25 protein-coding genes are annotated in these 21,656 nt (G+C 70.2%); 9 read left to right on the plus strand and 16 right to left on the minus strand.

All coding sequences use genetic code 11. From position 1 onward, the window contains the following. Positions 1-11: 11 nt before the first annotated feature. Positions 12-1,043, minus strand: coding sequence for a 2-hydroxyacid dehydrogenase (locus tag ACFV2X_RS35665; protein ID WP_385624732.1), 1,032 nt, complete (start codon positions 1,041-1,043; stop codon positions 12-14). A 110-nt stretch (positions 1,044-1,153) separates the two neighbouring features. Here ACFV2X_RS35665 and ACFV2X_RS35670 point away from each other — a divergent pair, with 110 nt between their 5' ends. The 3 genes from ACFV2X_RS35670 (at position 1,154) to ACFV2X_RS35680 (ending at position 4,195) form a co-directional block, all read left to right on the plus strand. Then, the gene (locus tag ACFV2X_RS35670; RefSeq protein WP_385624734.1) at positions 1,154-1,783 is read left to right on the plus strand and encodes a histidine phosphatase family protein; all 630 of its coding nucleotides are present in this window, start codon (positions 1,154-1,156) and stop codon (positions 1,781-1,783) included. Next, complete coding sequence (locus tag ACFV2X_RS35675) at positions 1,780-2,616, plus strand: DeoR/GlpR family DNA-binding transcription regulator (protein WP_385624737.1); 837 nt, start codon at positions 1,780-1,782, stop codon at positions 2,614-2,616. Before ACFV2X_RS35670 ends, ACFV2X_RS35675 begins: the two co-directional genes overlap by 4 nt. A gap of 115 nt (positions 2,617-2,731) precedes the next feature. Continuing rightward, positions 2,732-4,195 carry an FGGY-family carbohydrate kinase gene (locus ACFV2X_RS35680; RefSeq protein ID WP_385624740.1) on the plus strand — a complete coding sequence of 488 codons (1,464 nt, stop codon included), beginning with the start codon at positions 2,732-2,734 and terminating at the stop codon, positions 4,193-4,195. 35 nt (positions 4,196-4,230) lie between these two features. Here ACFV2X_RS35680 and ACFV2X_RS35685 read toward each other — a convergent pair whose 3' ends face one another. Continuing rightward, a complete protein-coding gene (locus tag ACFV2X_RS35685; protein WP_385624743.1) occupies positions 4,231-4,800 on the minus strand; it encodes a hypothetical protein in 570 nt (189 codons plus the stop codon). A 190-nt stretch (positions 4,801-4,990) separates the two neighbouring features. Here ACFV2X_RS35685 and ACFV2X_RS35690 point away from each other — a divergent pair, with 190 nt between their 5' ends. Together ACFV2X_RS35690 and ACFV2X_RS35695 are read left to right on the plus strand one after the other, a co-directional pair. Further along, positions 4,991-6,226, plus strand: a complete 1,236-nt coding sequence (locus tag ACFV2X_RS35690; protein WP_385624746.1) for an alginate lyase family protein — start codon at positions 4,991-4,993, stop codon at positions 6,224-6,226. A gap of 201 nt (positions 6,227-6,427) precedes the next feature. Then, positions 6,428-6,823, plus strand: a complete 396-nt coding sequence (locus ACFV2X_RS35695; RefSeq protein WP_385624748.1) for a hypothetical protein — start codon at positions 6,428-6,430, stop codon at positions 6,821-6,823. On the opposite strand, the gene ACFV2X_RS35700 is transcribed toward ACFV2X_RS35695, so the two are convergent. The 7 genes from ACFV2X_RS35700 to ACFV2X_RS35730 all read right to left on the minus strand — a co-directional run bounded on the left by ACFV2X_RS35700 (position 6,820) and on the right by ACFV2X_RS35730 (position 10,746). Further along, positions 6,820-7,341 (minus strand): GNAT family N-acetyltransferase, encoded by a 522-nt coding sequence (locus ACFV2X_RS35700; protein ID WP_385624751.1) that lies wholly within the window; start codon positions 7,339-7,341, stop codon positions 6,820-6,822. The two genes, ACFV2X_RS35695 and ACFV2X_RS35700, sit on opposite strands and share 4 nt — an antisense overlap. 72 nt (positions 7,342-7,413) lie before the next feature. Beyond that, entirely contained in the window at positions 7,414-7,908 is a 495-nt protein-coding gene (locus ACFV2X_RS35705) for a hypothetical protein (protein ID WP_385624753.1), read from the minus strand. After that, positions 7,892-8,383: an RNA polymerase sigma factor gene (locus ACFV2X_RS35710; protein ID WP_385624756.1), complete on the minus strand. Its 492-nt coding sequence runs from the start codon at positions 8,381-8,383 to the stop codon at positions 7,892-7,894. The genes ACFV2X_RS35705 and ACFV2X_RS35710 overlap by 17 nt, the downstream gene beginning before the upstream one ends. Positions 8,384-8,522: 139 nt before the next feature. After that, positions 8,523-9,161 (minus strand): class F sortase, encoded by a 639-nt coding sequence (locus ACFV2X_RS35715; protein ID WP_385624759.1) that lies wholly within the window; start codon positions 9,159-9,161, stop codon positions 8,523-8,525. Then, positions 9,158-9,544: a sortase-dependent protein gene (locus tag ACFV2X_RS35720; protein ID WP_385624762.1), complete on the minus strand. Its 387-nt coding sequence runs from the start codon at positions 9,542-9,544 to the stop codon at positions 9,158-9,160. The genes ACFV2X_RS35715 and ACFV2X_RS35720 overlap by 4 nt, the downstream gene beginning before the upstream one ends. A gap of 139 nt (positions 9,545-9,683) precedes the next feature. Further along, positions 9,684-9,884, minus strand: coding sequence for a DUF397 domain-containing protein (locus tag ACFV2X_RS35725; protein ID WP_385624764.1), 201 nt, complete (start codon positions 9,882-9,884; stop codon positions 9,684-9,686). A 1-nt stretch (position 9,885) separates the two neighbouring features. Then, a complete protein-coding gene (locus ACFV2X_RS35730) occupies positions 9,886-10,746 on the minus strand; it encodes a helix-turn-helix domain-containing protein (protein WP_385624892.1) in 861 nt (286 codons plus the stop codon). Positions 10,747-10,897: 151 nt separating this feature from the next. On the opposite strand from ACFV2X_RS35730, the gene ACFV2X_RS35735 reads away from it, so the two are divergent. Next, complete coding sequence (locus ACFV2X_RS35735; protein ID WP_385624767.1) at positions 10,898-11,398, plus strand: ATP-binding protein; 501 nt, start codon at positions 10,898-10,900, stop codon at positions 11,396-11,398. Positions 11,399-12,255: 857 nt separating this feature from the next. Here the strand turns inward: ACFV2X_RS35735 and ACFV2X_RS35740 are convergent. Genes ACFV2X_RS35740 through ACFV2X_RS35750 form a run of 3 tightly spaced genes read right to left on the minus strand, consistent with a single transcriptional unit; the run spans position 12,256 to position 13,694 of the window. After that, on the minus strand, positions 12,256-13,023 hold the full coding sequence (locus ACFV2X_RS35740) for an MBL fold metallo-hydrolase (RefSeq protein WP_385624770.1): 768 nt from the start codon (positions 13,021-13,023) through the stop codon (positions 12,256-12,258). A 2-nt stretch (positions 13,024-13,025) separates the two neighbouring features. Then, positions 13,026-13,226 (minus strand): DUF397 domain-containing protein, encoded by a 201-nt coding sequence (locus tag ACFV2X_RS35745; protein WP_385624773.1) that lies wholly within the window; start codon positions 13,224-13,226, stop codon positions 13,026-13,028. Positions 13,227-13,271: 45 nt separating this feature from the next. Further along, positions 13,272-13,694 carry a winged helix-turn-helix transcriptional regulator gene (locus ACFV2X_RS35750; protein WP_385624776.1) on the minus strand — a complete coding sequence of 141 codons (423 nt, stop codon included), beginning with the start codon at positions 13,692-13,694 and terminating at the stop codon, positions 13,272-13,274. 86 nt (positions 13,695-13,780) lie between these two features. Between ACFV2X_RS35750 and ACFV2X_RS35755 the strand changes: the two genes are divergently transcribed. Further along, complete coding sequence (locus tag ACFV2X_RS35755) at positions 13,781-14,596, plus strand: NAD(P)H-binding protein (protein ID WP_385624779.1); 816 nt, start codon at positions 13,781-13,783, stop codon at positions 14,594-14,596. Positions 14,597-14,739: 143 nt separating this feature from the next. On the opposite strand, the gene ACFV2X_RS35760 is transcribed toward ACFV2X_RS35755, so the two are convergent. Continuing rightward, complete coding sequence (locus ACFV2X_RS35760; protein WP_385624782.1) at positions 14,740-16,269, minus strand: DHA2 family efflux MFS transporter permease subunit; 1,530 nt, start codon at positions 16,267-16,269, stop codon at positions 14,740-14,742. A 109-nt stretch (positions 16,270-16,378) separates the two neighbouring features. Between ACFV2X_RS35760 and ACFV2X_RS35765 the strand changes: the two genes are divergently transcribed. Beyond that, positions 16,379-17,047 carry a TetR/AcrR family transcriptional regulator gene (locus ACFV2X_RS35765; RefSeq protein ID WP_385624784.1) on the plus strand — a complete coding sequence of 223 codons (669 nt, stop codon included), beginning with the start codon at positions 16,379-16,381 and terminating at the stop codon, positions 17,045-17,047. A 99-nt stretch (positions 17,048-17,146) separates the two neighbouring features. Here ACFV2X_RS35765 and mctP read toward each other — a convergent pair whose 3' ends face one another. The 3 genes from mctP to ACFV2X_RS35780 all read right to left on the minus strand — a co-directional run bounded on the left by mctP (position 17,147) and on the right by ACFV2X_RS35780 (position 20,143). Further along, complete coding sequence (mctP, locus tag ACFV2X_RS35770) at positions 17,147-18,775, minus strand: monocarboxylate uptake permease MctP (protein WP_385624786.1); 1,629 nt, start codon at positions 18,773-18,775, stop codon at positions 17,147-17,149. Beyond that, positions 18,772-19,053: a DUF3311 domain-containing protein gene (locus ACFV2X_RS35775; protein WP_385624789.1), complete on the minus strand. Its 282-nt coding sequence runs from the start codon at positions 19,051-19,053 to the stop codon at positions 18,772-18,774. Before ACFV2X_RS35775 ends, mctP begins: the two co-directional genes overlap by 4 nt. A gap of 202 nt (positions 19,054-19,255) precedes the next feature. After that, positions 19,256-20,143: a GntR family transcriptional regulator gene (locus ACFV2X_RS35780; protein ID WP_385624895.1), complete on the minus strand. Its 888-nt coding sequence runs from the start codon at positions 20,141-20,143 to the stop codon at positions 19,256-19,258. A gap of 240 nt (positions 20,144-20,383) precedes the next feature. Here ACFV2X_RS35780 and ACFV2X_RS35785 point away from each other — a divergent pair, with 240 nt between their 5' ends. Next, entirely contained in the window at positions 20,384-21,655 is a 1,272-nt protein-coding gene (locus tag ACFV2X_RS35785) for an extracellular solute-binding protein (RefSeq protein ID WP_385624791.1), read from the plus strand. The last annotated feature ends 1 nt before the right edge of the window (position 21,656 follow it).

Here is a 21,656-nt window from a genome sequence, read left to right on the forward strand (position 1 = left end):
TGATGATGGCGCTAGTTCGCGGGGTGGGCGAGCTTTTCGCCGCGCGCGTAGCGGCCGACCTCGGCGGCGGTGATGGCGGCGGCGCGGTGGGCGGTCTGCCGGGTGGCGCCGGCGAGGTGCGGGGTGGTGACGACATTGGGCGCGGAGTGCAGCGGCCAGTCGGCGGGCGGCGGTTCGAGGTCGTACACGTCGAGGGCGAGGGCCCCGAGGCGGCCGGTGCGCAGCGCCTCGGGCAGCGGCGCGTAGTCCAGCAGGCCGCCGCGCGCGGTGTTCACCAGGACCGCGCCGGGCCGCATCCGGGCGATCCGGTCGGCGTCGATGAGCCCCTTGGTCTCGGGGGTGAGCCGGGCGTGCAGGCTCACCACGGAGCTGCGGGCGAGGAGTTCGTCCAGCTCGACCGGTTCGACGCCGTCCGCGCGGGCGGTCTCGGGGTCGGTGTACGGGTCGGCGATCAGCACCCGGGCGCCGAACGCGCGCAGCACCCGGGCGACGATCCGGCCGATGGCCCCGTAGCCGACCAGGCCGACGGTCGCGCCGTCCAGCTCGATGCCGCCCTCCTCGTACGCGTAGAAGTCCCCGCGCCAGCGGCCCGCGCGCAGCTCGGCGTCGGCGGTCGGGATGCGGCGCATCGCGGCGAGCATCATGCCGATCGCGAACTCGGCGGCGGCGGTGGCGTTACGGCCGGGTGCGAAGCTGACGGCGACGCCCGCGCGGGTGGCGGCGGGCAGGTCGACGTTGACCGGGCCGCCGCGGGAGACCGCGACCATGCGCAGCTCGGGGCGGGCGGCGAAGACCCCGGCGGTGAACGGCGCCATCTGCGTCACGCAGACCTCGGCCCCCGCCAGCGCCTCGATCAGCTGCTCCTCGGTGCCGCTGGCCTCGATCACCCGGCTCTCCCGGCCGCCCACGGGGCCGAACGGCTCGTGTGGCCACGGCAGCGTCAGCTCGGCGACGTCGACGTCCGCAAGACCCGGCTCGTCGCGGAGCGCGGCGATGATGAGGTCGGGGCGTACGAAGTGGTCTCCGGCGGCGAGGACGCGCATGGGTGGCCTTTCTTCGGCGTTCCATCACAGAGGCGACGCTAGATTTAACATCGTTGACGTGACAAAGCAATGGTCCGCGCGTCATACAGGCTGAGGAGAGGAAACGTCCTGTGACGGCTCGTCTACTGCTCGTTCGCCACGGCGAGACGGTGTGGCACGCGGAGAACCGGTACGCGGGGATCTCCGACGTGGCCCTGACGGAACGAGGATTCCGGCAAGCGGAAGCGCTCGCCCATTGGGTGAGCGGACGCGACGTACACGCGGTCGCCTGCTCCCCGCTGAGCCGGGCCCGGCTGACCGCGCGCCCGGCTGCTGATGCGCTCGGGCTCGTCCCCGAGGTCGTCGAGGATCTGCGTGAGATCGACTTCGGCTGGGGCGAGGGCCGCACCATCGCCGAGATGGAGGCGGAGGACCCGGCGGCCGTACGGGCCTTCCGGACGGACGCGGAAGCGGGCGCCTTCCCCGGCTCGGAGCCGCCCGCCACCGCGGCGGCCCGTGCCGCGGCCGCCCTGCGCGGCCTGGCCGCCGCGCACCCGGACCGCACGGTGCTCGTCGTGGCGCACAACTCCCTGCTCCGGATGGCGCTGTGCGCGCTGCTGGGCATCCCCGTCGGCCGCTACCGGCAGGTGTTCCCGCGGCTGGACAACGCGGCGGTGAGCGAGATCGAGGTGGCGGGGGAGGGGACGGCGCTGCGTTCGCTCAACGTACCGACGACCCGTGGGGGAGAATCCGGCTCATGACCACGACCGGCGCGTCCGACGTCCCGCCCCGCTCCCAGTCCGCACGCAGGCAGACCATCACCGAGTACGTGCTCGCGCACTCCACCGCCACCGCGGCCGAACTCGCCGAGCTGACCGGCGTCAGCCTGATGACCGTGCACCGGGATCTGGACGAGCTGGCCAGGCTCGGTGTGGTGCGCAAGTTCCGGGGCGGCGTCTCCGCGCTGCCGTCCTCGGTCTTCGAGTCCAGCCTGGACTACCGGATGGGCGTGAACCGGGCCGAGAAGGAGGCGGTGGCCGTGGCCGCCGCGGAGCTGGTCGAGCCCGGCATGTCGATCATGCTGGACGACTCCACGACCGCCCTCGCCCTGGCCCGGCTCCTGGTCGACGCCGCCCCGCTGACCGTGGTGACCAACGCCCGGCGCGTGGAGGAGGTCTTCGCCGGGGTGCCGCAGACCCGGCTGATCGGCCTGGGCGGGGAGTACTCGCACACCCATGACTCCTTCCTCGGCGTGCCCTGCGTGGCGGCGATCGAGGCGCTGTCGGTGGACATGGTGCTGGTCTCCACCTCGGCGGTGGACGCGCACACCACCTACCACCAGGAGCAGGACGTGGTCCTCGTGAAGCGCGCCATGCTCGCGGCCGGCAGCCGCAAAGTGCTCCTCATGGACGCGTCGAAGACCCGGCGCACGGCTCTGCACCGGCTGTGCCCGGTCGACGAGTTCGACCATCTGGTGGTCGACGACGGCGTGGACGTGGGGCTGCTGGCGGAGCTGCGGGAGCGTACGGATGTGAGGGTGGCGAAGGCTACGGAGGCCACGGGGGCGACGCGGGCTACGGGGGCGCACTCTTAACGCCATCCGTGTTAACTTCACTTCGCACATGGGGCTGGTGGGCCTTGGGCGCGCCGGGGAGCCCCCAAGGCCCACCGTTGTACGGCCGCGCTGCGCACCGAAGGAGCCGACCCCTATGAGCACAACGTCGTCCTCCCCGGAGGTCGTGGCGGGCATCGACATCGCCACGGCGGCGGTCCGTGTGGTCTGCGTCGACGCGCGGGGACAGGTCCGAGCGGAGGCCCGCGAGCCGCTGCCCCCGCCGCGCCGCGGCGCGGGCGGCCACAGCGAGCAGGACGCCCGCGCCTGGTGGCCCGCCGTCGCCGCCGCGTTGCGGCAGGCGACCGCGGCGCTCCCGGCGGGCGGCCGGGAGGTCGTGGCCGTCGCCATGTCGGCGACCTCCGGCACGGTCGTCCTGGCCGACGCCGCGGGTGAACCGCTCGGCCCCGCCCTGATGTACGACGACCGCCGCGCGGCCGAACTCAATGCCCAAGCCCAGCGCATCGGCGCCCCCCGCTGGCAGGCCCTCGGCCTCTCGGTCGGCCCGACGGCGGCTCTCGGCCGTATCGCGTGGCTGGCGGGGGAGGACACCCCCGACCGCGCGGTGACCCGCCACCTGCTCCACACCCCCGACCTCATCGCCTGGCGGCTCACCGGAGGCCCGGTCGCCACCGACTGGAGCCACGCCCTCAAGAGCGGCTACGACGCCCGCGTCGGCGAATGGCCCGCCGAGGTCCTGGACGCGCTGGGCGTACCGCCCGAGTGGCTGCCGCCCGTACAGGCGCCCGCCACCGAGGCGGGCACGGTGTGCGCGGCCGCCGCGGACGAGACGGGGCTGCCGGCCGGCTGCTCGGTCCGGCTCGCGATGACGGACGGATGCGCCGGGCAGATCGCCACCGGGGCGGTCCGGCCCGGCCAGTTCGTGGGCGTCCTCGGCACCACGTACGTCCTCAAGGGCGTGACCCGCGAACTGGTCACCGACCCGACCGGTGCGCTCTACAGCCATCGCCACCCCGACGGCTGGTGGCTGCCGGGCGGCGCGTCCAACACCGGCGGCGAAGCCCTCGCACACGTCCCCGCCGACCGACTCCCCGCCCTCGACCGCGCCGCGGCCGCCCGCGGACCCGCGTCCGCGGTCGCCTACCCCCTGCGCCGCGACGGCGAGCGCTTCCCCTTCGTCAGCGGCGAGGCCCGCGGCTTCCTCCTCGGCACCCCGGCCGACGAGGCCGACCGTCACCGCGCCGAGCTGGAGGGCGTCGCCTTCCTGGAACGCCTGGCCATTGAGCGCGTACGGGAGTTGGGCGTACCTGTCGAAGGACCCCTATGGGCCGCGGGCGGCGGCAGCCGCAGCCCCCTGTGGACCCGCATCCGCGCCACCGCCCTCGGTATGCCCCTACGCGTCGCCGACCACGCCGAAACCGCCTTCGGCGCCGCGCTTCTCGCTGCCTCCGGCACGCTCCACCCCGACCTCGAGGCGAGCGCCGCGGCGATGGTCCGTACGGGCCGGGACATCGAGCCGGACGAAACGGAACGCGCGGCGCTCGACGAGTCGTACGCCGCTTTCACCGCCGCCCTGCGCGAACGCGGCTGGCTCGGCTGACGCGTGTCTCTTTGACGCTCTGAGCGGTTGAAACCTCAGAGCGATATCCGGAGCATGTCCTCGACCACGCCTTCGCCCGTGAACCGCCCCAGCCATGTGCCGAACTGCGGGGCAAATGCCTCCATGGCCGCCTTGAACAGGGCTTCTTCCTCGTCTTCGTCGGGCGGGGCGAGGCCGAAGTTCCGGTTCAGCCAGGCGAGGTATTCCTGACGCGCGGGGAAGAGCTCGTCCAGGTCCTCGTCCTCGTACGCCATGTCGCGTTCGATGGGAAGCAGCCGGAACAGCTCTCGTAGGTTGCTCGCGTGGACCCAGACGTCGCCCTCGTCGCCGAGGAACACGACGGGGAGGTCGGCGAGGTCGGCCCGGTCGTCGCACCGCCACAGCGCGTAGACCGAACCACTGCCGGTGGCATCCGCGAAGGGGATCAGACCGGCGAAGAACTCGGCGCGGTCGGGGTTCTCCGGATCGCGCAGCCAGCCGTCGAGCCACTTCTTGTCGTCGTAGTCGCGCAGTTCGAAGCCGTCGGCGTAGCCCTCCGCCCCGAACTTGTCGTCGAACTCCTTGAGGAGGTTGAGCTCGGGGATGGGCGAGTACGCGTTGCTCATGGACGCCGCCGTGAGGGAGAGGTGTGGTCGGGTGAACGCATCGTAGGGCCACCGGCGGCGGGTGTCAGGTCTCTTGACGGCGACTTGGTCTATACCTATCTTCTCCCCCGCGCCCACTCATCACATATGTGATCGGTATTCGGGTCCACAAACAGATGCCCGGGCATCTGCCGCCGGAAGGGAACCCCCCATGCCTGCAACTCCTGACCGATCGACCCACCCGCGAACCCCCCACAACCGAAAGGTCCTCACGCTCACCGCCGCCGCCCTGCCAGCCGCCTGCCTGGCCGGGGCCCTCGTCGGCCCGGCGCAGGCCCAGGTCCAGACCCAGACCCGGGCCCAGGCCGCGTTCACCCACCCCGGTGTCCTGGTCGGCAGCTCCCAACTCGACTTCATACGAGGCAAGGTGCAGGCGGGCACGGCGCCGTGGAAAGGCGCGTACGACCAGATGATGGCGAGCAAGTACGGCTCGCTGTCGTACACGCCTAAGCCGCGGGCAGTGGTGGAGTGCGGCCCGTATTCCGACCCCAACTACGGCTGCACCGATGAGCGGCAGGACGCCATCGCCGCGTACACTCACGCGCTCGCCTGGTACGTCACCCGCGACGATCGCTACGCGAAGAAGGCGATCGAGATCATGGACGCCTGGTCGGCAACGATCAAAGACCACACCAACAGCAACGCACCCCTCCAGACCGGCTGGGCCGGATCGGTGTGGCCGCGCGCCGCGGAGATCATCCGCTACACCTACACCAGCTGGCCGAACGTCAACCGCTTCGCGACGATGCTGCGCAACGTCTACCTCCCCAAGGTCATCAACGGCTCCAACAGCAACGGCAACTGGGAGCTGTCCATGATGGAGGCCGCCGTCGGCATCTCCGTCTTCCTCGACGACCGCACCAGCTACGACAAGGCGGTCGCCCGCTATCTGAACCGCACCCAGGCGTACGTCTACCTCGAATCCGACGGCGCGCTGCCCAAGACCGTGCCGGGCAGCGGCCTGGACACCAAGGACAAGATCGTCAAGTACTGGCAGGGCCAGTCCACGTTCGTGACCGGGCTGACCCAGGAGACCTGCCGGGACTTCACCCACACCGGATACGGCATCTCCGCCATCTCGCATATCGCGGAGACCTCGCGCATCCAGGGTGAGGATCTCTACCCCCAGGTCGGCGAACGTCTCCGCCAGGCGCTGGGCTTCCAGTCCAAGTACGAACTGGGCACGGCCCCGCCCTCCTGGCTGTGCGGCGGGACGGTCAAGCGCGGCCTGGGCCCGATCACCGAGGTCGGGTTCAACGCCCTGCACAACCGCCTCGGCTACCCCATGGACAACACCCAGAAGCTCACCGAACAACAGCGCCCCGCCGGCACCAACAACCTCTTCGTGGCCTGGGAGACCCTGACCCACGCCAACAACACCAACTGAGCCCACCCAAGCTCGCCGCCCCCTCAGGAATAACCCGGTCCTCTGCGACCCATCGCGGAGGACCGGGCCTTTGCCCGGTGACACCAACATGCCCCGGCGGACCCGGGGGTTGACGCCCACCGGGCCGGGAGCCTTTAGTGATCGCGACCGCCCTGGAACGATCACTCGTGTAGTGATGTGCGACCACCCTTGGGGGAATTGATGCGCACTCTCATATCCGCCGGAGCCACCCTCGCCGCCGCCGGCCTCACCTTCGGTCTGATGTCCGCCCCGGCATTCGCGGCGCCCGCCCCGACCGCATCGGCGGCACAGGCCGCCCCGCCGAAGTCGGGGAAGGACAGCATCAAGTGCAATGAGTCCAATGCGCGGGTCAACTTCTCGTGGAAGACCGGCTGGACGACCACCACGGTGTACTACAACAACCACTGCCTGGGAGGCACGCGCATCACCGCTGCTTTCAAGTTCTACAACGACGGGTCGAAGCCGTTTTACAAGTGCGTCACCTTCCAGGGAATGACCCAAGGAAAGTACAAATTCGGGCACATCAACGAGATCATGGACGTCAACAAGGACACCAAGAAGTGCGAAGAGGACTAGGGGAGCGGCGTCGGCTCGGCCAGCTCCACGGTGAACGCCCACAGCGTGATCCCCGGTACCGGCTCCCAGTCCCGCTCCGGGGCCCGTACGAAACCCAGCCGCCCGTACAGCCGGTGCGCGGCGGCCATCTTCTGCTGGCTGGAGATCACGATCCGCTCCAGGCCCAGCTCCCGCGCCCGGTCCAGACACGCCCGCACCAGCGCCTCCGCCGCCCCGCGCCGCCGCGCCTCGGGCCGTACGGCCAGCATCCGGAACTCCCCCTCGCCCGGCCGGGCGAGATCCACGTAAGCCCCGCCGTACACCGCGAAGGCCACCGTGCCCAGCACCTCGTCGCTCTCCGCGTCCGCCGCGACCAGCAGCTCCGCCAGCTCGGCGCGCCGTCGCGCGTCGCGCAGCTGGGCCAGATACCCGTCGCTCTCGCCGAACTCCAGCAGCCCGTCCCCCAGGTACGCCTGCGCGGTGAGCTCGCCGACCCCGTCCAGCTCCTCGTCCCGCGCCCGCCTGATCGTGATATCCATACCGGCAGTTTCCCGCATGTCAGCTGAAGGTGCGGCGGTAGGGGTGCGGGCTGACGCCGGTAGTGCCGTGGATCACTGAGCCTTCCTCTTGGGTACGTCGACGGGGCCGGTCCGCTGCTTCGACGGTGCGTCCCGTGGCGAGACCGGTGTCGCCGACGGTACGCGGGTGGAGACGGCGGGCCCGGGCTCCTGGGTGGGGCGGGGGCTGACGCGTCCGGGTGCCTCCGACGGGGTGGAGGTTGCCGTCGGGGTCGGCGGATTCGGCTTCGGGTTCGGGTGTGCGGTACGACCGCTCGTGGCCGGCGGGACGAGGGGGACCGTCGGGGGTGCGGGTGACTCGTGTGTCTCGCGAGTCACCAGGTTGAGCGGCAGCGCGACGAGAGCCGCGGCGGCACAGGCCAGGCCGACTCCGGCCGCGGTACGGAGCAGTCGGCGGCGGGCGGCGGTGCGGCGGATGGTCTCGTATCGGCCGGGGGGCGGGCTCAGGTGGTCGGTGGTGGGGCGCAGGATCACCGTGAGGGGGTCGTCGGGTTCGTACTCCGAGCCGTCGTCAAGGCGTGTGGTCAAGGCTTCTCCTCAGGTGGGCGCGGAGCAGTTCGCGGGCTGCGTGGAGGTCGGCCTTGACGGTTCCTTCCTTGCGCCCGGTCAGTACGGACACCTCCCGGACCGGCATGTCAGCGTAGTAGTGCAGCAGGATCGGGACGCGCAGTCGCTCCGGCAGGGACTGCACGAGCAGGCGCACCGACGGGTCGGCCTGTTCGGTGTGGGGGCGGGTGGCGGCTTCCGCGGTGGCGCGGCGCAGGGCCTTGCGTTCGCGCTCCAGCTTGCGCCAGTGGTCCCGGACGAGGTTGGCCGCGGTGACGTAGAGGAAGCCACGGGGTTCCTCCACGGACGTCCAGCGAGCCCAGAGCCGGGTGAACGCCTCCGAGGCGATCTCGTGGGCCGTCTCGTCGTCGTCGACGAGCCGGCGGCACCAGCCGGCGAGGCGCGGATAGAGGGCGACGAACAGCTCGGACGCCGCCTTGTCACGGGACCGTTTCAACACTCTCCATTGCCGTGGCGGCACGTGTCGGGAGGGATCCCGGGCCGTGGGCGTACGTTTCCGTCGGCATACGTTCCGTCGGGCGTACGATCCATCGGCCCGGGATCCAGTGGGGGGTGGGTGCGTCAGGGGTGGCTGGTCAGGGGCTGGTGGAGCTCAGCGCGGCGAAGACGATCACGTTGTCGCGGTACGCGTCGCCGCTGCGGGGGCCACCACATGTGATCAGCCGCAGCTCCGGCCGGTCCACGTTCCCGTAGACGTCGTCCGCCGGGAAGTCCGCCTTGGCGACTGTCCGTACGGAGCTGACGGTGAACACCGCAGTCTTGCCGTTCTCCAGGCGCGCCTCGATCCTGTCTCCCCGGTTCAGCCGCGAGAGGTGACGGAAGACCCCGTCCCCGTAGGCGCCGACCGTGACATGGCCGAGGATGACCGACGGGCCGACCTGCCCCGGTGTCGGCGAGTGCCGGTACCAACCCGCCCGGTCGTGCGCCGCGATCGGGGGCACCTGCACGGTCCCGTCCGCCGCCAACCCCAGCCGCATGACCGAGGTGTCCACTCCGATGGCCGGGATCAGCAGCCTGACCGGGACCGAACGCCCAAGGGCACGCGCCGCCTCCACGGGGTTCGAAGAAGGCGACGGCGTACTCCCGGAGCGTCCGCCGGTCCGCGCGTCCTGCGCGGCCTGATTGGCCTGTTCGGCCTGGTGGCCGCCGCCGCACCCCACGAGCAGCGAGGCCATCGCCGCCGTGGCGAACGCGCGCCTGGAGACCAGGGTCATGCCCCGGTCGCCCGCCGGCGACGTACGACGAACACCGCCGCGCCACCCGCGACGAGCACCCCGGCAGCGCCGCCGCCGATCAGCCCGGCGCCAACCCCGGAATCCGAGGACTCCTCCGCCACCCCGGTGTTCGGCGCGCCCTTCGGCACCGCGCGGACCTGGGGGTCGGCCGGCTTCTGGCGCGATTCGTCGCGGGGGGTCGGGACGGCGGTGGCGGGCGCGGCGGTTTCCGGGGTCTTGGTGGGCTCCTCGCGGGGGGACGGGACGGTGGAGGCCGGGGTCTTGCTCGGGACCGGGGTCGCCTCGTCGGCGAACGCGGGCCCCGTGCTCGCCAGCACGGCGGTGCACGCGAGTGCCACGGCACTGAGGACGGTTCGGCGCATGGGATCGCTCTCTCTCGTCGGTCCGCCCGGCCGGTACGGGTACGTGTACGGGTACGCGGCGGGCTGAGTTACGGATCGAGCGGAGAGACGAGGGGGCGGTGGGGCGGGTTGTAAAGAGAAGGCAAAGTGTGTTTTTGGCTCACACCTTGCCGATGTGGTCGAGGTGGCCGGCCTTGGCGCTGCGTATGAGGGAGCGGAGGGCGGTGGGGGTGGTGGTGAGGATGGTGTCGGGGGCGTCGCTTTCGCGGAGCCGGATGGTGGCGTCGGTGGTGGAGGAGACGTAGAGGCAGGCGTTGCCTTGGGCGCTGTACGAGGACTTCTGCCAATCGCGGGCGGACATCTCATTCCCCTTTCAGGGTGCGGATGATGTTCTGGATGAGGTCGCGCGACTTCCGCTCCGTGAGGGCGACCGTCTCCATGCGGTCCAACACGACGCGGTACCTCTCCAGTTGGGCGGGCGCATCGAGCAGTTCGGAGCCATACTCCGTATCGAGCTGCACGGTGTCCAGCTGTGGGACGGGACCGACTGCGTAGAGGATCGACTGCCCCGAGCCGGGGAACGATCCGGCCTCGAAGGGAATCACCAGCACCTTGATGTGGGGCTGTTCGCACATGTCGAGGATGTGCTGCAGCTGCCCTCGCGCGGTTTCCGGTCCGCCGAAGCGCATCCTCAGGGCGGCCTCGTGGACGATCGCCGTATACGGGGTGGGCTTGTCCCGATACAGAACGGCCTGCCGCTTGACCCGATGCGAGACATGGTGTTCGACGTCTGGCGGCGACAGCGGCGGCACGGCCTGCCGGAAGATCTCACGGGCGTGATCGATGGTCTGCAGCAAGCCCGGCATATGCGCGACGTAGGCCGTGCGCAGCTCGATGGCGTGGTGTTCGAGTTCGGCCAGGTTGAGCAATCCGGCATGAAGGGTCTCGCGGTACTCCTCCCACCATCCTCGTTTGCGCTCTGCCGCCATGTCGATGAGCGCCGTGATCAGCGCTTCGTCCGCGCAGCGGTAGTTGCGTGCCAACGCGCGCAACCGGTCGGCGCTGACTCCGAAGCGGCTCGCCTCGATGTTGCTGATCGTCGTCTGGTTGGTGCCGAGCAGGCGCCCTGCCTCGGTTGACGACAATCCGGCGCGCTCCCGGAGCCTGCGAAGTTCGATGCCGAGACGGAGCTGACGGGCTGTCGGAACACTTCTCTGGGGCATTTGCCGATTCTCTCTGCTCACGTGCAACAGGCGCGTCACTCACACGAGTGGAATTCCAAGCACTTCAATGGAATCATCGAATACCTTATGCGGCCAGAGCTACGGTGTGAGACAGGGCACAGCCAACTCCTCCTCCAGACAGGAGACTTCCGTGCCGACCGTATCCCCGGAGGATCTGGAAAACCCCTGGTCGTACTCCCTCCGCCTGCCCCATGACCCCCGCGCCGCAGCCATCGCCCAGACCACCCTGCGGGCCGTCCTCACCCGGCACGACATGGGTGAACTCACCGACCCAGCCACGCTCGTGACCAGCGAAATGGTCACCAATGCCTACCGTCACACCACCGGCCCGGCGGAGATGCGTATCCGGGCCGTCGAAGAGGGCCGCCTCCGTGTCAGCATCTGGGACACCAACCCCGATATCCCGCCGCCGTTCGACAAGCCACCGGCCCTCTTCGACCGCTCGGCCGCCCTCGCCGAAGCCGCTGCGAACACCGAGGCCACGTACGGGCGCGGGCTGCTCATCGTGCGGATCTGTGCGGACAACTGGGGCGGCTACGCCCTCGCCGACGAGCTCTTCGGGATCAGCGGCAAGCTGCTCTGGTTCGAACTCGCGCCGACGCCCCGCGATGCCTTCGGCATCGCGGCTTGAGCGCTCCGCTCCGCTCCGCGTGGGCTCCGCTTCGCTTCGCCTGCGCCTATACGCCGTCTCGCGGCATTCGGCTCACGCGGGCGCGGGTTTCGTCTCGGACCCTCCGGGTCCAAAGCGCCGGCGAGAAGGGGGGAAGGGGGACGGCTGGCCCGTTGTCCCGATTCCTGGGCCCGGCGGGTGGCTGGGCTCAAAGAGGCTCCGCTGCGCTCCGCCGCAGCTGCTGCCGCGCGGTGGCCGATCAAGGGGACCAGCGGTGCGCTAGATCGGGGGCGTGGGAGCGCGACGGATGGGCGGGCACCGGGGGACGGGATCGCCTCTCCCCCCACCTGCTCTAAGAAAAACACTTGATGCAGTACTTGATGCAGAGCAAGCATTTTTTTAAGAGCAGGTGGGTGGAGGGCCCGAACCGGACCGGCACCCACCGCTTCGGGCGACCCTCCTTCCCGCTGCCGGTTGCTGTGCGCCGAAGGCGCGAGACGATGCCCGCACGCGGCGTCCGGACCATGCCGTCCAGCGTTCGCCGGCCCGTTCGTCGCGCTCGCGCGCCCCCGGTCCAGCGCACCGCTGGACTGACCGGTCGGCCACCGCGCGGCAGCAGCTGCGGCGGAGCGCAGCGGAGCCAGTCCTGAGCTCAGCCGCCCGCCGGGCCGAGGAACCAGAACAACGGGTCGGCCGCCCCCTTCCCCCCTTCTCGCCGGCGCTTTGGACCCGGAGGGTCCGAGACGAAACCCGCACCCGCGTGAGCCGAATGCCGCGAGACGGCGTATAGGCACAGGCGAAGCGCAGCGAAGCCCACGCGAAGCGCAGCGCGCCCACTCGCAACGCGCAGCGAAGCTGCGGTCCGCGGCGCGGGCGAGTCAGCCGACCACAAACGTGGCGCCGGGTGCGGCGTAGTCGACGGGACCGGTGAAACGGGCCGAGGCCCGGGCCACCGCCTGCTGCGGGGTGAGGAAGCGGCCGACATGCGTGACGATCAACCGTCCCGCCCCGGCCGCGCGGGCGGTGTCGCCCGTGTCTTCGGGCGTGTGGTGGACCTGTTCCCCCGAGCTCGGCCGCTCCGCGCTCTCGGCCTCGCACAGCAGCACATCGCACCCCTCGGCCAGGCTGGTCAGGTTGGGGCACGGGGCGGTGTCCCCGGAGTAGACCAGCGACCTGCCGTCGGCCTCGGCACGCAGGGCGAAGGCCGGGATGCCGTGTGCCACCGTACGGCTGGTGAGGGTGAGCGCGCCGACGCGCACCTGGTGTCCGTCGTGCAGTTCGTCGATGGCGAAGGCGGACTCGACCGGGCTGCGCTCTGAGGTGTTGGTGAGGAAGTGCGCGAGCCGGTCGGCGATACCCGGCGGGCCGTACAGGGGGATGGGCGCGGCGAGCTGGATGTCCGCGAAGAGCGCGCCGTAGTAGGCGGTCAGCAGGTCCGCGCTGTGGTCGGCGTGCAGATGCGAGATCCAGATCGCGTCCAGCTCGTCGAGCCGGACATGACGTTGCAGCGGCGACAGCGTCCCGGTGCCCGCGTCCACCCATATGCGGGTGTCGCCACTGGTCACGAGGTAGCCGGAGCAGGGGTTGTCCACGCTGGGGTAGGGCGTGGCGCACCCCAGGACGGTGAGACGCAGTTCTGCGGACATGGTTACGCCTTGTCGAGATGGTCGAGGCGGCCCGCCTTGGCGCTGCGTAGGAAGGCGCGCAGGGCGGTGGGGGTGGTGGTGAGGATGGTGTCGGGGGCGTCGCTCTCGCGGAGCCGGATGGTGGCGTCGTCGGTTGACGAGACGTAGAGGCAGGCGTTGCCTTCCCCGCTGTACGAGGACTTCCGCCAGCAGTGTGTGCGCATGCGTTCCCTCCCAGGTGTCGTATGCGATGCCGCGCATCAGCCCGATCAGCGCATGTCGTGATCAGGGTGCTTGTGGTCGTAGTCGCGTCGGGCTTCGGCGATGACGGGTCGGTGGGCCAGGGACCACTCGGCGAGAGCCCTGATCAGGTGGGTGAGGCTCGCGCCGGTTTCGGTGAGGCGGTAGTCGACCTGGGCGGGGACCGTGGGGTACACGGTGCGCAGGACGAGCCCGTCACGCTCCAGTCTGCGCACCGTGAGGGTCAGCATGCGCTGGGAGATGCCGTCGATCCCGCGTTGCAGCTCTCGGAAGCGCCGTGGCCCGCCGGCGAGCTCGACGACGACGAGGACCGACCACTTGTCGCCGACCCGGTCCAGCACATCCCGGATGCCGCAGTCGGGGTGGTCCTTCTGGCCGCAGGGGCTGAGTTCGGCGGGCCCAGGGGTTACACCGGTGTGCGTGAGTGACATCGAAGTGCCTTCTTGTGGCCGATTTGCGGGCGGGTCAGGATCCGATCGTAGTTACTGACGAGAACCACGAAGGAGGCTTCGGCCCCATGATCTTGGTGACCGGCGCGAACGGAAACCTCGGCTCACTCACCCTCGCGGCGCTGCGTGCCCGCGGTGTGGAGGCGATCGGCGGTAGCCGTACGCCCGGCGAAGGAGTACGGCTCCTCGACTTCGACCAGCCGTCCGGCATCGGCCTGACCGGTGTCTCGACGCTCGTGCTGGTCTCCGCGGGCTACGCGGAGGACGATCAGGTGATCCGTCGGCATGCGGCGGTGCTTGACGCCGCCGCTCGCGACGGCGTCAAGCACGTCATCTACACGAGTCTGACCGGCGCCGGCGACCACCTCGGCTTCGCGCCGGCGCATCGCGCGACGGAGCGACTGGTCAGGGGCAGTGGCATGAGCTGGACGATCCTGCGCAACGGCCTGTACGCCGAACTCTTCGGCGCCCTCTTGATGTGGAACGGCGATGCGGTGGAGTCCGCGTTCGGTGAGGGCGCGCTGTCCGCCGTGGCGCGTGAGGACCTGGCCGACGTGGCGGCGATCGTCGCGGGCGATCCGGAGCGACACGGTGAGCGCGTCTACGACCTCGTCGGCGCGCCGATCACGGCGCCCGCTGTCGCCGATGGCCTTGGAGTGGCCCACCGGACCATCGGATTGGGCGAATACCGGAGCAGGCTCCTGGGCGCCCCTGGACTGTTGCCGTTCCAGCCGCCGATGCTCTCCTCGATCGCCACCAGCATCCGCCACGGCTTCCTGGGCGACACCGGTACGGATCTTCAAGACCTGCTCGACCGCCCTTCACACGACCCACTCGCCGTCGCTGTCGCCGCCGCGGCCGCCGCGCGCCCGGGCGAGAGCTGAACGGCACGGCTCAACGCCGCCCTCGCATGTGTGCAGGCGCCACGCGAACGGGCCGCCGCTCCCCGGCGGAGCGGGCGGTCCGTGACGCAGCGGCCCGGCGGCGGGTGGCGGGTGGCGGGCGGCGATGGTCGACCGCCGCCTGACTACGCGCGGCGCCGCGACAGCAGCACCACCGCCGAGACCGCGCCCAGGACGACGACCGCGATGCCGCCGAGCAGCGCGTTGGCCATGCCGCTGTTGAACGCCTCGCGGGCCGCGTCGGCCAGCCGGGCTCCAGTCCGGCCGTCCAGTTCGGCGGCGGCGCGCAGCGCGCCGGCCAGGGAGTCGCGGGTCGAGTCCGCCGCCTCGGTCGGCAGGCCGTGGGTCGTATCGGCGACGTCGGAGCGGTAGGTGGCGTTGAAGACGCTGCCGAGGACCGCGATGCCGAGGACTCCGCCCAGTTCGCGGGTGAGGTCGTTGAGCGCGGAGGCGACGCCCTGCTTCTCGGGTGGCAGTGCGGCGACGATGGCCTCGGTGGCGGGGGTCGCGGCGAAGGCGATGCCCGCGCCGAGGAGGGTGGTGCTGGCGAGGAAGGGCCAGAGGCCGCCGCCGTCGACCGTGGCGGCCAGGACGCCGAGGCCGGCCGCGATCAGGGCCATGCCCACCCCCATCACGGCGCGCATGCCGTACCGCTTGGCGAATCCGGGGGCGACGGGGGAGAACAGGATCGCGCCGAGGGCCATGGAGACGAGGGCGAGCCCGGAGCGTATGGGGGAGTAGCCGAGGATCTGCTGCAGATACTGCAGGCCGAGGAAGAAGAAGCCGAACATGGCGATCGACTCGGCCGTGATGATGAGCGAGCCCGCCGAGACTCCCGGCAGCCGGAAGACCCGTACGTCCAGCAGCGGGTGCGCGGTCCGCAGCTCCCAGCCGACGAAGGCCGTGAGCCCGACGGCGCCCAGGGCGAAGCCCGTGATCACCGCGCCGTCGGACCAGCCGAGCTCCGGGCCCTCCACGATGCCGAAGACCAGCGCCCCGATGCCGACCACTGACAGCAGGGCGCCCACGACATCGAGCCGCAACGGCTCCGACTGCTTCGAGGCCGGGGCGATCACGGCGGCGACGATGAGGGCGAGGGCGGCGAGCAGGGCGTTGGTCAGGAACACCGAGCGCCAGGAGTACGCCTCCAGGAGCCCCCCGGCCAGCAGTACGGCGAGCAGGCCGGATCCGAAGCTGACGCCGGACCAGATGCCGACGGCGCGGCCGCGCTCCTCGGGCGGGAAGACATGGGTGATGATCGACAGGGTCATCGGCATGACCAGGGCCGCGCCCACGCCCGCCAGGCCGCGCAGGCCGATCACCAGCGTCACATCGTCGGTCCAGACGACGGCGCCCGAGGACAGCGCGAAGAGGGCGAGTCCCGCGAGCAGGACGCCCTTGCGGCCGTAGCGGTCGCCGAGGGCGCCGCCCAGGAGCAGCAGACCGGCGAAGGCCACACCGTACGCGTTCATGATCCATTGCAGCTCGGACTCGGTGGCCCGCAGGTCGCGGGCCATGTCGGGGACGGCCACCAGGAGCGAGGCGAGCATCCCGACCACGACGGCGAGGGCCAGGCACATCACCGTCAGGACGGCTGTCCGTTGGGCGGCGCCGGGGCGAGGCGGTGCGGCTGGCGGGGCCGTGGACTGGTGCATGGCGATCACTCCGTCTAAGCGAGCGTTTCAATTGAGCGTTTCAAACGGTCGTTTCAAGTGGAGCATGGACCGCTTGCTTGAATCAAGCGCTCGTTTTACTTTGGTGCCGATGAATGAGCCCCAGCCCGCCCCGACCCGGGACCGTCTCCTCGACGCCGCCGAGCGGCTTTTCGGCGAGCACGGCTTCGCCGCCACCTCGCTGCGGACGGTGACGGTCGCGGCCGAGGCCAATGTGGCCGCGGTCAACTACCACTTCGGATCCAAGGAGGGGCTGCTGCGCGCGGTCGTCGAGCGCGCCATGGCCGCGGTCAACGGCGAGCGTCTGCGCCTGCTGGAGGAGTTGCGCGCATCCGGCGACCGGCAGCCCACCGTGGAGGAGTTGGTGCGCGCCTTCGTCATGACGGGCGCGCGGCTCGTGGAGCGGAGCGGGGAGCGGGGTATGTCGGTCGCGCGGTTCCTGGGTCAGGTGATGTCCGAGCCCGACCCCGCGATCCGGCGCCTCTTCGCCACGGAGGTCGGCCCGGCGGAGGGTCAGTACCTCGATGCGCTGCGGGCCGCGTTGCCTCAACTGCCGGCGGCGGAGGTCGCGTTCCGCTTCCGGGCCATGGTCGGGCTGCTGGGCCTGTATCAGTCGAGCGCCCTGGGTGATCTCCATCCGGGCGGCGCCGCCGAGGGCGTGGTGCCGGGGGATGACGACGCCGGGCGGCTGGTCACCTTCCTGACCGCGGCTTTCCATGCGGCGGCCACCACCGGCGAAGGCGCTGTGTCGCCCGGCTGATGCTGGTGCGTATGCATACGAACGGGCCGCCGCCCCCTGGTGGTGGGGAGGCGGCGGCCCGTCGTTGTGAATAAGCCGAGGCGCGAAGAAGCCGAGGCGTCAGTGGCCGCCGGGGGCGCCCGCCGTGGCCGGGGGGAGCTCGGTCTTGACGCCCGGTTCGCCCGAGTCCGCCTGGTAGTCGGCGGGGGAGGTCTCGTCGATGCCGTCCGGGGCCTTGAGGGCGCGCAGGACGAAGGTGAGGACGACCACCACGACGACGTTGAGCACAAAGGCGGTGAAGCCGATGTAGCCGATCTCGCCGATGCCGGGTATCTCGGCGGTGTTGCCGAAGTGCTTCTGGGTGGCGGCCGGGGTGTCGTACGCCTTCCAGGTGCCGTAGATCATGCCGACCGCCCAGCCGCCGAGCAGCGCCCAGCGGTGGAACCAGCGGGTGAACAGGCCGCCCACCAGGGCCGGGAAGGTCTGGAGGATCCAGACGCCGCCCAGCAGCTGGAAGTTGATCGCGACCGTCTTGTCCATGCCGAGGACGAAGATCAGCGCACCGACCTTGACCAGCAGCGAGACCAGCTTGGAGACCTTGGTCTCCTCCTCGGGCGTCGCGTTGGGCCGGATGAAGTCCTTGTAGATGTTGCGGGTGAACAGGTTCGCCGCGGCGATGGACATGATGGCCGCCGGGACCAGGGCGCCGATGCCGATGGCGGCGAAGGCGACGCCGGTGAACCAGTCCGGGAACATGTCCTCGAACAGCTGCGGGATGGCGAGCTGGTTGTTGTCCACCTTCACACCGGCCGCGATCGCCATGAAGCCGAGCAGCGCCAGCAGGCCCAGCATCAGCGAGTACAGCGGCAGGATGGTGCTGTTGCGGCGGATCACCTCGCGGCTGCGGCTGGAGAGCGTCGCGGTGATCGAGTGCGGATACATGAACAGCGCGAGCGCCGAGCCGATGGCCAGGGTGGCGTAGGCCCATTGCGCCTTCTCGCCACTGGCCAGGGCGCCGCGTGGCGCCCCGGTCTTCGGGTTCGGTTCGGAGAACCAGTGGCCCGCCTTGGCGAAGATGTCGTCGAAGCCGCCGAGCTTGATCGGGATGTAGATGATCGCCACCACGATGACGATGTAGATCAGCGTGTCCTTGACGAAGGCGATGAGCGCGGGGGCGCGCAGACCCGAGGAGTAGGTGTACGCGGCGAGCACGCCGAAGGCGATCAGCAGCGGCAGGTCCTTGATGAACCAGTTGGTGTTCTCGCCGCCGCCGACGCCCATCACGTCCAGCACGGCCTGGATGCCGACGAGCTGGAGGGCGATGTACGGCATGGTGGCGAGGATGCCGGTGACCGCGACGGCCAGCGACAGGCCCTTGGAGCCGAACCGGCCGCGGACGAAGTCCGAGGTGGTGACGTACCCGTGCTTATGCGACACCGACCACAGCTTGGGCAGGAAGAGGAAGATCAGCGGGTAGACCAGGATGGTGTACGGCACGGCGAAGAAGCCGGACGCACCCGCCGCGTAGATGGCCGCCGGGACGGCGACGAAGGTGTACGCGGTGTAGAGGTCGCCGCCGAGCAGGAACCAGGTGACCCAGGTGCCGAAGCTACGGCCGCCCAGACCCCACTCGTCGAGGTTGTTGGCGTTCTCGGCCCGCCGCCAGCGCGCGGCCATGAAGCCCATGACCGTGACGGCCACGAAGAAGAAGATGAAGACGGCGAGTGCGACGCCGTTGACGTCCTTCATTCCGCCGCACCTCCCTTCTGTGCCTGCTCCGCCGCGCGCAGCGCCCGCTTCTCACGGCGGACCAGGATGTACGCGACCGTCGTCAGCAGGGCCGACACGGGCACCCAGAGCATCTGGTACCAGTAGAAGAAGGGGATGCCGATGAAGGTGGGCTCGATCTTGGCGTACGAGCCGACCCACAGCATCGCCACGAAGGGGGCGATCAGGCACAGACCGGCCACGACGCGCGAGGGCGTGACGGCCGGTCTCCTGCCTTGCGTACCGGATGTTCCTGACATTGGCGGCTGCTCCGTCCCGCGGCTGAGCACCTGCGTAAGCTGCGTAAGTGACTGATCATTTGCTTAATGCGCAGGAAATCTAAGCCAGAGGTCAGGCGGACGTCACTACCCGTCCGTATATCGGTATGGGAAAGATAAGGACGTCGGCCGTGGTTCGGGTGGCGTGGGCGGAGCCGTCAGGCGTCGTTCCGGCGGCGTGGGTTCAGCCGTTCGGGCGCTTCAGCCGGGCCACGAACTTGTAGCGGTCCCCGCGGTAGACCGACCGCACCCACTCCACCGGCTCGCCCGCCGCGTCCAGCGAGTGGCGCGAGAGCATCAGCATCGGCAGCCCGACGTCCGTGCCCAGCAGCCCCGCCTCGCGGGGGGTGGCCAGCGAGGTCTCGATGGTCTCCTCGGCCTCGGCGAGGTGGACGTCGTACACCTCGGCCAGGGCCGTGTAGAGAGAGGAGTACTTGACCAGGCTGCGGCGCAGCGCGGGGAAGCGCTTCGCCGAGAGGTGGGTGGTCTCGATGGCCATGGGTTCGCCGCTGGCCAGCCGCAGCCGCTCGATGCGCAGCACCCGGCCGCCGGCCGCTATGTCCAGGAGCCCGGCGAGCCGGTCGTCGGCCGTGACATAGCCGATGTCCAGGAGCTGGGAGGTGGGTTCCAGGCCCTGGGCCTTCATGTCCTCGGTGTACGAGGTCAGCTGGAGCGCCTGGGAGACCTTGGGCTTGGCCACGAAGGTGCCCTTGCCCTGGATCCGCTCGAGCCGCCCCTCGACGACCAGTTCCTGGAGCGCCTGCCGCACGGTGGTGCGGGAGGTGTCGAACTCGGAGGCGAGGGTGCGCTCGGGAGGGACCGGGGTGCCGGGCGGCAGGGTCTCGGTGATCTCCAGCAAGTGCCGCTTGAGGCGGTAGTACTTGGGCACGCGCGCGGTGCGGGTCCCGCCGGCGGTGTTCCCGGTGCTGGTCCCGGTGTTGTTGCCGGCGTTGCTTCCGGCGCTGCTGCCGGAGCCGTGGGCGGAGCGGATGCCGCCCTCGGCTGTGGCTGTCGTGGCTGTGGTGGCTGTCGTCCCCGTCGCGGCCGCCGCCGTTGCCCCCTCGGTCTCCATCGCGCGCCTTTCCGACCCCTGGTCTGCTGCCGTCACCGGCTCCTCCGTTTTCAGCGGCTCACATCGTGGCACGGCCTCGGCCGTGAGCGGCTGCTCAGCCCGTATGTCGTCAGGTGTCGGTCCGGTAACGGAGCCGATGGCGGCTCTTGGACACCCTTGACACCCCCAAAGGTCTAGGCCAAGCTGCGGGCACTGGTCTAAACCATTAAACCTGTCTTCCGGTCCTTTGGGGAGTGTGCTGTGAAGCGTGGGCTGATAGCGGCGACGGGTGTCGCGGCAATGCTGGTGACCGTCGCGGCCTGCGGGTCCGGCGATGACGACGAGAAGACCGGAGCGGACGGCTTCAAGGGCGAGACGCTCACCGTATGGGCGATGGACGGGTCCACCCCCGACGGCTGGACGAAGGACGTCAAGGCGGCGTTCGAGAAGAAGACGGGTGCCAAGCTGAAGCTGGAGGTCCAGCAGTGGAACGGCATTCAGCAGAAGGTGACCACCGCGCTCTCGGAGTCCGATCCGCCGGACGTGATCGAGATCGGCAACACCCAGACCCCGGCGTACGCCCAGACCGGCGGCCTCGCCGAGCTGACCGACCTGAAGGAGTCGGTCGGTGCTGACTGGGCCGACTCCCTCAACAAGTCCGCGGTCTACGACGGCAAGCAGTACGCCGCCCCGTGGTTCGCGGCCAGCCGCGTGGTGCTCTACAACAAGAAGATCTGGGCGGAGGCCGGGATCAAGGACACCCCCAAGACCCGGACCGAGTTCTTCCAGGATCTCAACGCGATCCAGAAGAAGACGGACGCCGAGCCGATCTATCTGCCGGGCCAGAACTGGTACTTCTTCGACGGGCTGACCATCGGCACCGGTGCCGACCTCGTCAAGAAGGAAGGCGAGAAGTGGGTTTCCAACCTCGCCGACCCCAAGGTCGCCAAGGCCATGGACATCTACAAGCAGTACCAGTCCTTCAGCAAGGCCCCCAAGGACAAGGACGAGGCCACGCCGCAGCAGGCCGAGGTCTTCGCCAAGGGCAAGACGGGTGCCTTCATCGGGATGGGCTGGGAGGCGGCGACCGCGATCAAGGCCAACCCGAAGATCGAGAAGGACATCGGCTACTTCACCATCCCGGGGGAGACCGCCGACAAGCCGGAGGGCGTCTTCCTCGGCGGCTCCAACCTCGCGGTCGCGGCGGGCAGCAAGAAGCAGGAGCTGGCCAAGGAGTTCCTGAAGATCGCGCTGTCGGACACCTATGAGGGGCAGCTGGCCAAGGAAGGCGGCGTGATCCCCAACAAGGAGTCGCTGCAGACCCAGCTCAAGGGCAACGCCGCGGCCGAGGCGGCGGCGCCCGCCGTCGCGGGCGGCGGCACCACCCCGCTGATCCCCGAGTGGGCCCCGGTGGAGAACGCCCCGAACCCGGTCAAGGCATATATGACCGCCGTGCTGAACGGTAAGTCCCCGACGGACGCGGCCAAGTCGGTCGAGGACGAGCTGAACAAGCGCCTCAGCCAGAAGCAGTAAC

The sequence above is a fragment of the Streptomyces sp. NPDC059679 genome (genome assembly GCF_042734105.1).
Taxonomy (GTDB): domain Bacteria; phylum Actinomycetota; class Actinomycetes; order Streptomycetales; family Streptomycetaceae; genus Streptomyces.

Excerpts from the sequence above, each read along its gene's own strand:
- ACFV2X_RS35665 (WP_385624732.1), bottom strand. The coding sequence starts at position 1,043 with ATGCGCGTCCTCGCCGCCGGAGACCACTTCGTACGCCCCGACCTCATC.
- ACFV2X_RS35675 (WP_385624737.1), top strand. The coding sequence starts at position 1,780 with ATGACCACGACCGGCGCGTCCGACGTCCCGCCCCGCTCCCAGTCCGCA.
- ACFV2X_RS35680 (WP_385624740.1), top strand. The coding sequence starts at position 2,732 with ATGAGCACAACGTCGTCCTCCCCGGAGGTCGTGGCGGGCATCGACATC.
- ACFV2X_RS35685 (WP_385624743.1), bottom strand. The coding sequence starts at position 4,800 with ATGAGCAACGCGTACTCGCCCATCCCCGAGCTCAACCTCCTCAAGGAG.
- ACFV2X_RS35690 (WP_385624746.1), top strand. The coding sequence starts at position 4,991 with ATGCCTGCAACTCCTGACCGATCGACCCACCCGCGAACCCCCCACAAC.
- ACFV2X_RS35695 (WP_385624748.1), top strand. The coding sequence starts at position 6,428 with ATGCGCACTCTCATATCCGCCGGAGCCACCCTCGCCGCCGCCGGCCTC.
- ACFV2X_RS35700 (WP_385624751.1), bottom strand. The coding sequence starts at position 7,341 with ATGGATATCACGATCAGGCGGGCGCGGGACGAGGAGCTGGACGGGGTC.
- ACFV2X_RS35715 (WP_385624759.1), bottom strand. The coding sequence starts at position 9,161 with ATGACCCTGGTCTCCAGGCGCGCGTTCGCCACGGCGGCGATGGCCTCG.
- ACFV2X_RS35720 (WP_385624762.1), bottom strand. The coding sequence starts at position 9,544 with ATGCGCCGAACCGTCCTCAGTGCCGTGGCACTCGCGTGCACCGCCGTG.
- ACFV2X_RS35725 (WP_385624764.1), bottom strand. The coding sequence starts at position 9,884 with ATGTCCGCCCGCGATTGGCAGAAGTCCTCGTACAGCGCCCAAGGCAAC.
- ACFV2X_RS35730 (WP_385624892.1), bottom strand. The coding sequence starts at position 10,746 with ATGCCCCAGAGAAGTGTTCCGACAGCCCGTCAGCTCCGTCTCGGCATC.
- ACFV2X_RS35740 (WP_385624770.1), bottom strand. The coding sequence starts at position 13,023 with ATGTCCGCAGAACTGCGTCTCACCGTCCTGGGGTGCGCCACGCCCTAC.
- ACFV2X_RS35745 (WP_385624773.1), bottom strand. The coding sequence starts at position 13,226 with ATGCGCACACACTGCTGGCGGAAGTCCTCGTACAGCGGGGAAGGCAAC.
- ACFV2X_RS35750 (WP_385624776.1), bottom strand. The coding sequence starts at position 13,694 with ATGTCACTCACGCACACCGGTGTAACCCCTGGGCCCGCCGAACTCAGC.
- ACFV2X_RS35755 (WP_385624779.1), top strand. The coding sequence starts at position 13,781 with ATGATCTTGGTGACCGGCGCGAACGGAAACCTCGGCTCACTCACCCTC.
- ACFV2X_RS35760 (WP_385624782.1), bottom strand. The coding sequence starts at position 16,269 with ATGCACCAGTCCACGGCCCCGCCAGCCGCACCGCCTCGCCCCGGCGCC.
- ACFV2X_RS35765 (WP_385624784.1), top strand. The coding sequence starts at position 16,379 with ATGAATGAGCCCCAGCCCGCCCCGACCCGGGACCGTCTCCTCGACGCC.
- mctP (WP_385624786.1), bottom strand. The coding sequence starts at position 18,775 with ATGAAGGACGTCAACGGCGTCGCACTCGCCGTCTTCATCTTCTTCTTC.
- ACFV2X_RS35775 (WP_385624789.1), bottom strand. The coding sequence starts at position 19,053 with ATGTCAGGAACATCCGGTACGCAAGGCAGGAGACCGGCCGTCACGCCC.
- ACFV2X_RS35780 (WP_385624895.1), bottom strand. The coding sequence starts at position 20,143 with ATGGAGACCGAGGGGGCAACGGCGGCGGCCGCGACGGGGACGACAGCC.